Consider the following 7,174-nt stretch of genomic DNA (forward strand, 5'->3'; position numbering starts at 1 on the left):
TCCCGCTTGCTAACCTGATAGGTGTTACATGGCAGGCGCAAAAGAGATTCGCAGTAAGATTGCGAGCATCAAAAGCACGCAAAAAATTACCAGCGCCATGGAAAAAGTGGCGGTCAGCAAAATGCGCAAGGCACAAATGCGCATGGCTGCTAGCCGTCCTTATGCGGAGCGTATCCGCCAGGTAATTGGGCATCTGGCCAACGCCAACCCGGAATACCGCCACCCCTTCATGATCGACCGCGAAGTTAAGCGTGTGGGTTATGTGGTTGTGAGCAGTGACCGTGGTTTGTGCGGTGGTTTGAATACCAACCTGTTCAAGGCCCTGGTCAAGGACATGGCGGTAAACCGCGAAAAGGGCGTCGAGATCGATCTGTGTGTTGTTGGTAGCAAGGGTGCGGCCTTTTTCCGCAACTTCGGCGGCAACGTCGTAGCAGCTATCAGCCACCTGGGTGAAGAGCCGTCGATCAATGATTTGATCGGCAGTGTGAAGGTGATGCTGGATGCGTACCTGGAAGGCCGGATTGACCGCCTCTCCGTGGTATCCAACAAGTTCATCAACACCATGACCCAGCAGCCAACCGTGGAGCAATTGATTCCACTGGTGGCGACTCCGGATCAGGAACTCAAGCACCACTGGGACTACCTCTACGAACCAGACGCCAAAGAGCTGCTTGACGGCTTGATGGTGCGCTACGTGGAGTCGCAGGTGTACCAGGCGGTGGTCGAGAACAACGCAGCTGAACAAGCGGCGCGGATGATCGCGATGAAAAACGCTACCGATAACGCCGGTGATCTGATCAGCGATTTGCAGCTGATCTACAACAAGGCGCGTCAGGCTGCGATCACCCAAGAGATCTCGGAAATCGTCGGCGGCGCTGCCGCGGTTTAACGGTTCAAATATTCAGAGGATCCAGCTATGAGTAGCGGACGTATCGTTCAAATCATCGGCGCCGTTATCGACGTGGAATTTCCACGCGACAGCGTACCGAGCATCTACAACGCGCTGAAAGTACAAGGCGCGGACACTACTCTGGAAGTTCAGCAACAGCTGGGCGACGGCGTAGTTCGTACCATTGCGATGGGTTCCACCGAAGGCTTGAAGCGCGGTCTGGACGTTGTCGACTCTGGCGCAGCCATCTCCGTACCGGTCGGTAAAGCGACCCTGGGCCGGATCATGGACGTACTGGGCAACCCGATTGACGAAGCGGGTCCGATCGACACCGAAGAGCGTTGGGGCATTCACCGTCCAGCACCTTCGTTCGCGGAACAAGCTGGCGGCAACGACCTGCTGGAAACCGGCATCAAGGTTATCGACCTGGTCTGCCCGTTCGCCAAAGGCGGTAAAGTCGGTCTGTTCGGTGGTGCCGGTGTAGGCAAGACCGTAAACATGATGGAACTGATCCGTAACATCGCCATCGAGCACAGCGGTTATTCCGTGTTCGCCGGTGTGGGTGAGCGTACCCGTGAGGGTAACGACTTCTACCACGAGATGAAGGACTCCAACGTTCTGGACAAAGTGGCACTGGTTTACGGTCAGATGAACGAGCCGCCGGGTAACCGTCTGCGCGTAGCACTGACTGGCCTGACCATGGCCGAGAAGTTCCGTGACGAAGGTAACGACGTTCTGCTGTTCGTCGACAACATCTATCGTTACACCCTGGCCGGTACTGAAGTATCCGCACTGCTGGGCCGTATGCCTTCGGCAGTAGGTTACCAGCCGACCCTGGCTGAAGAGATGGGCGTTCTGCAAGAACGTATCACTTCGACCAAGGAAGGTTCGATCACTTCGATCCAAGCGGTATACGTACCTGCGGATGACTTGACCGACCCGTCGCCAGCGACCACCTTCGCCCACTTGGACGCCACCGTCGTACTGTCCCGTGACATCGCTTCCCTGGGTATCTACCCAGCGGTCGATCCACTCGACTCGACTTCGCGCCAGCTGGATCCGAACGTGATCGGCCAGGAGCACTACGACACCGCTCGCGGCGTTCAGTACGTGCTGCAGCGTTACAAAGAACTGAAGGACATCATTGCGATCCTGGGTATGGACGAGCTGTCGGAAGCCGACAAGCAGTTGGTAAACCGTGCTCGTAAGATCCAGCGTTTCTTGTCGCAGCCGTTCTTCGTGGCTGAAGTCTTCACCGGTGCATCGGGTAAATACGTTTCCCTGAAAGACACCATTGCTGGCTTCAAAGGCATCCTCAACGGTGACTACGACCACCTGCCAGAACAAGCGTTCTACATGGTCGGCGGCATCGAAGAAGCGATCGAGAAAGCCAAGAAACTGTAATCCAGGCGCCCGGAAACGGGCGCTCATCAGGTTGAGGCAATCAGATGGCTATGACAGTCCATTGCGATATCGTCAGCGCGGAAGGGGAAATCTTCTCCGGTCTGGTAGAGATGGTGATTGCACACGGCGAACTCGGTGACCTTGGTATTGCCATGGGTCACGCGCCGTTGATCACCAGCTTGAAGCCAGGTCCGATCACTCTGACCAAGCAAGGCGGGGAAAAAGAGGTGTTTTACATCTCGGGTGGTTTCCTCGAGGTTCAGCCGAACATGGTCAAGGTACTTGCCGACACCGTGCAACGTGCTGGCGACCTGGATGAAGCCTCCGCTCAGGAAGCCGTCAAGGCTGCCGAGAAGGCCCTGAATGAAAAGGGTGCGGACTTCGACTACAGCGCTGCTGCTGTACGTCTGGCCGAGGCTGCAGCTCAGCTGCGCACGCTCCAGCAGATCCGCAAGAAGTAAGCGGCCACGCCGTCATGCTTCATGCGCGATTGATTAAAAAGGGTAGCCTCGGCTACCCTTTTTCTTTTTCAGCAAAACACTTCTCTGGTCTGAAGCCGGACCGCCCAGGATTGGTAGCCACTCATGTCTCTTGAAATCGTCATTCTCGCCGCAGGCCAGGGCACCCGCATGCGTTCGGCCCTGCCCAAGGTGCTGCACCCGGTTGCCGGCAATTCTATGCTGGGCCATGTTATCCACAGCGCCCGGCAGCTCGACCCACAGCGCATTCACGTGGTGATCGGCCATGGTGCCGATGTAGTACGTGAGCGCCTCGCCGCGGACGATCTGAATTTCGTATTGCAAGACAAACAACTGGGCACCGGCCACGCCACTGCCCAAGCCGTGCCTTTCATCAGCGCCGACACCGTGCTGATCCTCTACGGTGACGTGCCGCTGATCGAAGTCGAAACCCTGCAACGCCTGCTCAAGCACGTGGTGCCTGGCCAGATGGGCCTGCTGACGGTTGAACTGGATGATCCTACTGGTTATGGGCGCATCGTGCGTAACGCCGATGGCAAGGTTGCCGCTATCGTTGAGCACAAAGATGCCAGCGAAGCCCAACGCGCTATTACCGAGGGCAACACCGGGATCCTGGCGGTCCCCGCCGATAAGCTCGGCGATTGGATGAGCCGTCTGTCTAACAACAACGCCCAGGGCGAGTACTACCTCACCGACGTCATCGAGATGGCGGTCAGTGATGGCCTGTTGGTTGCCACCGAGCAGCCCCACGACCCGATGGAAGTGCAGGGCGCCAACGACCGCAAGCAACTCGCTGAACTGGAGCGTCACTACCAATTGCGCGAAGGCCGTCGCCTGATGGCCCAAGGCGTGACCTTGCGTGACCCGGCACGCTTCGATGTACGGGGTGAAGTGACTGTTGGCCGCGATGTGCTGATCGACATCAACGTGATCCTCGAAGGTCGCGTGATCATCGAAGACGACGTGGTAATTGGCCCGAACTGTGTGATCAAGGACAGCACCCTGCGCAAAGGCGTGGTGGTCAAGGCCAACAGTCATCTGGACGGCGCGGTGATGGGTGAGGGCAGCGATGCGGGTCCGTTTGCGCGACTGCGCCCCGGAACCGTGATGGGCGCCAGGGCGCACGTGGGCAATTTCGTCGAGCTGAAAAACGCCAAAATGGGTGACGATGCGAAGGCTGGCCACTTGGCCTACCTCGGTGATGCGGTGATTGGGGCTCGCAGCAATATTGGCGCGGGTGCCATTACCTGTAATTACGACGGCGCGAACAAATACCAGACCACCATTGGTGAAGACGTATTTATCGGCTCCAACAATTCGCTGATCGCCCCCGTTTCCATCGGAGATGGCTCGAACACGGCGGCGGGTTCGACCATCAACCAGGATGTGGATAAGTCTCAACTGGCGGTAGCCCGCGCCCGCCAACGCAACATCGACGGCTGGAAGCGCCCGGTCAAAATCAAAAAGAGCTGAGTTATCCACATTCACTGAAACCTGTTGGCTAATCACCCACAGGTTTTTTTATACCTGCCGGTTGACGATTTTCTCGGAATAGGTTTTGATTGCCTTCGTTATCTTTCGAAACGAAACTTAAAGCCAAAATGTCGAAACGAAATACGCCCCAAAGACGCCACAACATCCTGACCTTGCTCAATGAACAGGGCGAAGTCAGCGTGGATGAATTGGCCAAGCGTTTCGAAACCTCGGAAGTTACGATCCGTAAGGACCTGGCCGCGCTCGAAAGCAACGGCCTGCTGCTGCGTCGCTACGGGGGCGCAATCACCATGCCCCAGGAGTTGGTGGGCGACGCTGCCCAGCCCATCTCGGTGTACAAGCGCGCCATCGCCCGTGCCGCCGTGATGCGCCTGCGTGAACACGCCCGCATCATCATCGACAGCGGCAGCACCACCGCCGCCATGATCCCCGAACTGGGCCACCAGCCAGGCCTGGTGGTGATGACCAACTCCCTGCACGTGGCCAGCGCCTTGAGCGAACTGGAACACGAGCCGGTGCTGCTGATGACCGGTGGCACCTGGGACCCGCATTCGGACTCGTTCCAGGGGCAGGTCGCCGAGCAAGTGCTGCGCTCTTACGACTTCGATCAACTGTTCATCGGTGCCGACGGCATCGACTTGGAGCGCGGCACCACCACCTTCAACGAATTGCTGGGCCTGAGCCGCGTCATGGCCGACGTCGCCCGTGAAGTGGTGGTGATGGTCGAATCCGACAAGATCGGCCGCAAGATTCCCAACCTGGAACTGCCCTGGAGCAGCGTCCATACCCTTATCACCGATGATCGCCTGCCGCTTGAGGCCCGCGACCAGATCCAAGCCCGCGGCATTTCGCTGATATGCGCGGCAATCATCTAGGAGAAACACCATGTGTGGCATCGTAGGCGCAGTCGCTGAACGCAACATCACCCCGATCCTGCTCGAAGGCCTCAAGCGCCTGGAATACCGCGGCTACGACAGCGCCGGTGTGGCGGTCTTCACCAACGCCGGCAAGCTGGAGCGCATGCGCCGTCCGGGCAAGGTCAGCGAGTTGGAGCAGGCCCTGGCCGGCGAGCCGCTGGTTGGTCGTCTGGGTATCGCCCACACCCGTTGGGCGACTCACGGTGCGCCGTGCGAACGCAACGCCCACCCGCACTTTTCCGGCGACCTGGCCGTGGTGCACAACGGCATCATCGAAAACCACGAAGTGCTGCGCGAGCAACTCAAGGGCCTGGGCTACGTGTTCACTTCGGACACCGACACCGAAGTCATCGCCCACCTGCTCAATCACAAGCTCAAGGACCTGGGCGACCTGACCGTCGCGCTCAAGGCCACGGTCAAGGAACTGCACGGCGCCTACGGCTTGGCCGTGGTCAGTGCCAGCCAACCGGACCGCGTCGTCGCGGCTCGCAGCGGCAGCCCGCTGGTGATCGGCCTGGGCCTGGGCGAAAACTTCCTCGCTTCCGACCAACTGGCCCTGCGCCAGGTCACCGACCGCTTCATGTACCTGGAAGAAGGCGATATTGCTGACATCCGTCGTGAAAGCGTGGCGATCTGGGACGTTAACGGTCAGTCCGTCGAGCGCGAAGCCGTGCAATACCGCGACGGCGCCGAAGCCGCCGACAAAGGTGAATACCGCCACTTCATGCTCAAGGAAATCCACGAGCAACCGGCTGTGGTGCAACGCACGCTGGAAGGTCGCCTGAGCCAGAACCAAGTGCTGGTCAACGCCTTCGGCCCACAGGCCGCCGAGCTGTTCGCCAAAGTGCGCAACGTGCAGATTGTCGCCTGCGGCACCAGCTACCACGCCGGCATGGTTGCGCGTTACTGGCTGGAAGAACTGGCCGGCATCCCGTGCCAGGTCGAAGTCGCCAGCGAATTCCGCTACCGCAAGGTGGTAGTACAGCCCGACACCCTGTTCGTGACCATCTCCCAGTCCGGCGAAACCGCCGACACCCTGGCCGCCTTGCGCAACGCCAAGGAACTGGGCTTCCTGGCCAGCCTGGCGATCTGCAACGTCAGCATCAGCTCCCTGGTGCGTGAATCCGATCTGACCCTGTTGACCCAAGCCGGTCGCGAAATCGGCGTGGCATCCACCAAAGCCTTCACCACCCAGTTGGTGGGCCTGCTGCTGCTGACCCTGTCCCTGGGTCAAGTGCGCGGCACCCTGGCCGAAGGCGTCGAGGCCACGCTGGTTGAAGAACTGCGCCGCCTGCCAACCCGCCTCGGCGAAGCGCTGGCCATGGACAGCACCGTGGAAAAAGTCGCCGAACTGTTCGCCGACAAGAACCACACCCTGTTCCTCGGCCGTGGCGCGCAATACCCGGTGGCGATGGAAGGTTCGCTCAAGCTCAAGGAAATCTCCTACATCCACGCCGAAGCCTACCCGGCCGGCGAGCTCAAGCACGGCCCATTGGCCCTGGTGGATGACGACATGCCGGTGGTCACCGTGGCGCCGAACAACGAACTGCTGGAAAAGCTCAAGTCCAACCTGCAGGAAGTCCGCGCCCGTGGCGGCCAACTGGTGGTGTTTGCCGACGAGAAAGCCGGCATGACCAACGGCGAAGGCACCCACGTCATCAACATGCCGCACATCAACGACACCCTGTCGCCGATCCTCTACACCATTCCACTGCAGCTGCTGTCGTACTACGTCGCTGTGTTGAAAGGCACCGACGTCGACCAGCCGCGCAACCTGGCGAAGTCGGTGACCGTGGAGTAATCCGCCACATCCTGGAGGCCCGCTGAAGCTACGAAATAAAGTCTGTCGGAAATAAATAAAGTCTGTCGCTGGCGCCTTCCTGCCCCCCGGTTGAGCAGCCAGCGACGTTTTCCTGCGTGCCTCATTGCTCTCGACGCAGCTCTAGGGAAGGTCTGAAGTAAGCAGCCGTTTTTAACGGCCTCGCTGTCTG

General features: G+C 59.3%; 6 protein-coding genes. All 6 read left to right on the top strand.

Annotated features, from left to right (window positions below; all coding sequences use genetic code 11):
* Positions 1 to 28: 28 nt before the first annotated feature.
* The 6 genes from atpG to glmS all read left to right on the top strand — a co-directional run bounded on the left by atpG (position 29) and on the right by glmS (position 6,984).
* The gene (gene atpG / locus H096_RS17885; RefSeq protein WP_010207685.1) at positions 29 to 889 is read left to right on the top strand and encodes a F0F1 ATP synthase subunit gamma; all 861 of its coding nucleotides are present in this window, start codon (positions 29 to 31) and stop codon (positions 887 to 889) included.
* 27 nt (positions 890 to 916) lie between these two features.
* A complete protein-coding gene (gene atpD / locus H096_RS17890) occupies positions 917 to 2,293 on the top strand; it encodes a F0F1 ATP synthase subunit beta (RefSeq protein WP_010207684.1) in 1,377 nt (458 codons plus the stop codon).
* A gap of 44 nt (positions 2,294 to 2,337) precedes the next feature.
* Entirely contained in the window at positions 2,338 to 2,754 is a 417-nt protein-coding gene (locus H096_RS17895; RefSeq protein ID WP_003177061.1) for a F0F1 ATP synthase subunit epsilon, read from the top strand.
* A 123-nt stretch (positions 2,755 to 2,877) separates the two neighbouring features.
* Positions 2,878 to 4,245 carry a bifunctional UDP-N-acetylglucosamine diphosphorylase/glucosamine-1-phosphate N-acetyltransferase GlmU gene (gene glmU / locus H096_RS17900; protein WP_033900496.1) on the top strand — a complete coding sequence of 456 codons (1,368 nt, stop codon included), beginning with the start codon at positions 2,878 to 2,880 and terminating at the stop codon, positions 4,243 to 4,245.
* Positions 4,246 to 4,373: 128 nt separating this feature from the next.
* A complete protein-coding gene (locus tag H096_RS17905) occupies positions 4,374 to 5,141 on the top strand; it encodes a DeoR family transcriptional regulator (protein WP_033900497.1) in 768 nt (255 codons plus the stop codon).
* Between the two features lie 10 nt (positions 5,142 to 5,151).
* Positions 5,152 to 6,984: a glutamine--fructose-6-phosphate transaminase (isomerizing) gene (gene glmS / locus H096_RS17910; RefSeq protein ID WP_033900499.1), complete on the top strand. Its 1,833-nt coding sequence runs from the start codon at positions 5,152 to 5,154 to the stop codon at positions 6,982 to 6,984.
* Positions 6,985 to 7,174: the final 190 nt, after the last annotated feature.

The organism is Pseudomonas sp. FH1, from assembly GCF_000510895.2.
Taxonomy (GTDB): domain Bacteria; phylum Pseudomonadota; class Gammaproteobacteria; order Pseudomonadales; family Pseudomonadaceae; genus Aquipseudomonas; species Aquipseudomonas azotoformans_A.

Coding starts and splice junctions, on each gene's coding strand:
- H096_RS17895 (WP_003177061.1), top strand. CDS start 2,338: ATGGCTATGACAGTCCATTGCGATATCGTCAGCGCGGAAGGGGAAATC.
- atpD (WP_010207684.1), top strand. CDS start 917: ATGAGTAGCGGACGTATCGTTCAAATCATCGGCGCCGTTATCGACGTG.
- glmU (WP_033900496.1), top strand. CDS start 2,878: ATGTCTCTTGAAATCGTCATTCTCGCCGCAGGCCAGGGCACCCGCATG.
- glmS (WP_033900499.1), top strand. CDS start 5,152: ATGTGTGGCATCGTAGGCGCAGTCGCTGAACGCAACATCACCCCGATC.
- H096_RS17905 (WP_033900497.1), top strand. CDS start 4,374: ATGTCGAAACGAAATACGCCCCAAAGACGCCACAACATCCTGACCTTG.
- atpG (WP_010207685.1), top strand. CDS start 29: ATGGCAGGCGCAAAAGAGATTCGCAGTAAGATTGCGAGCATCAAAAGC.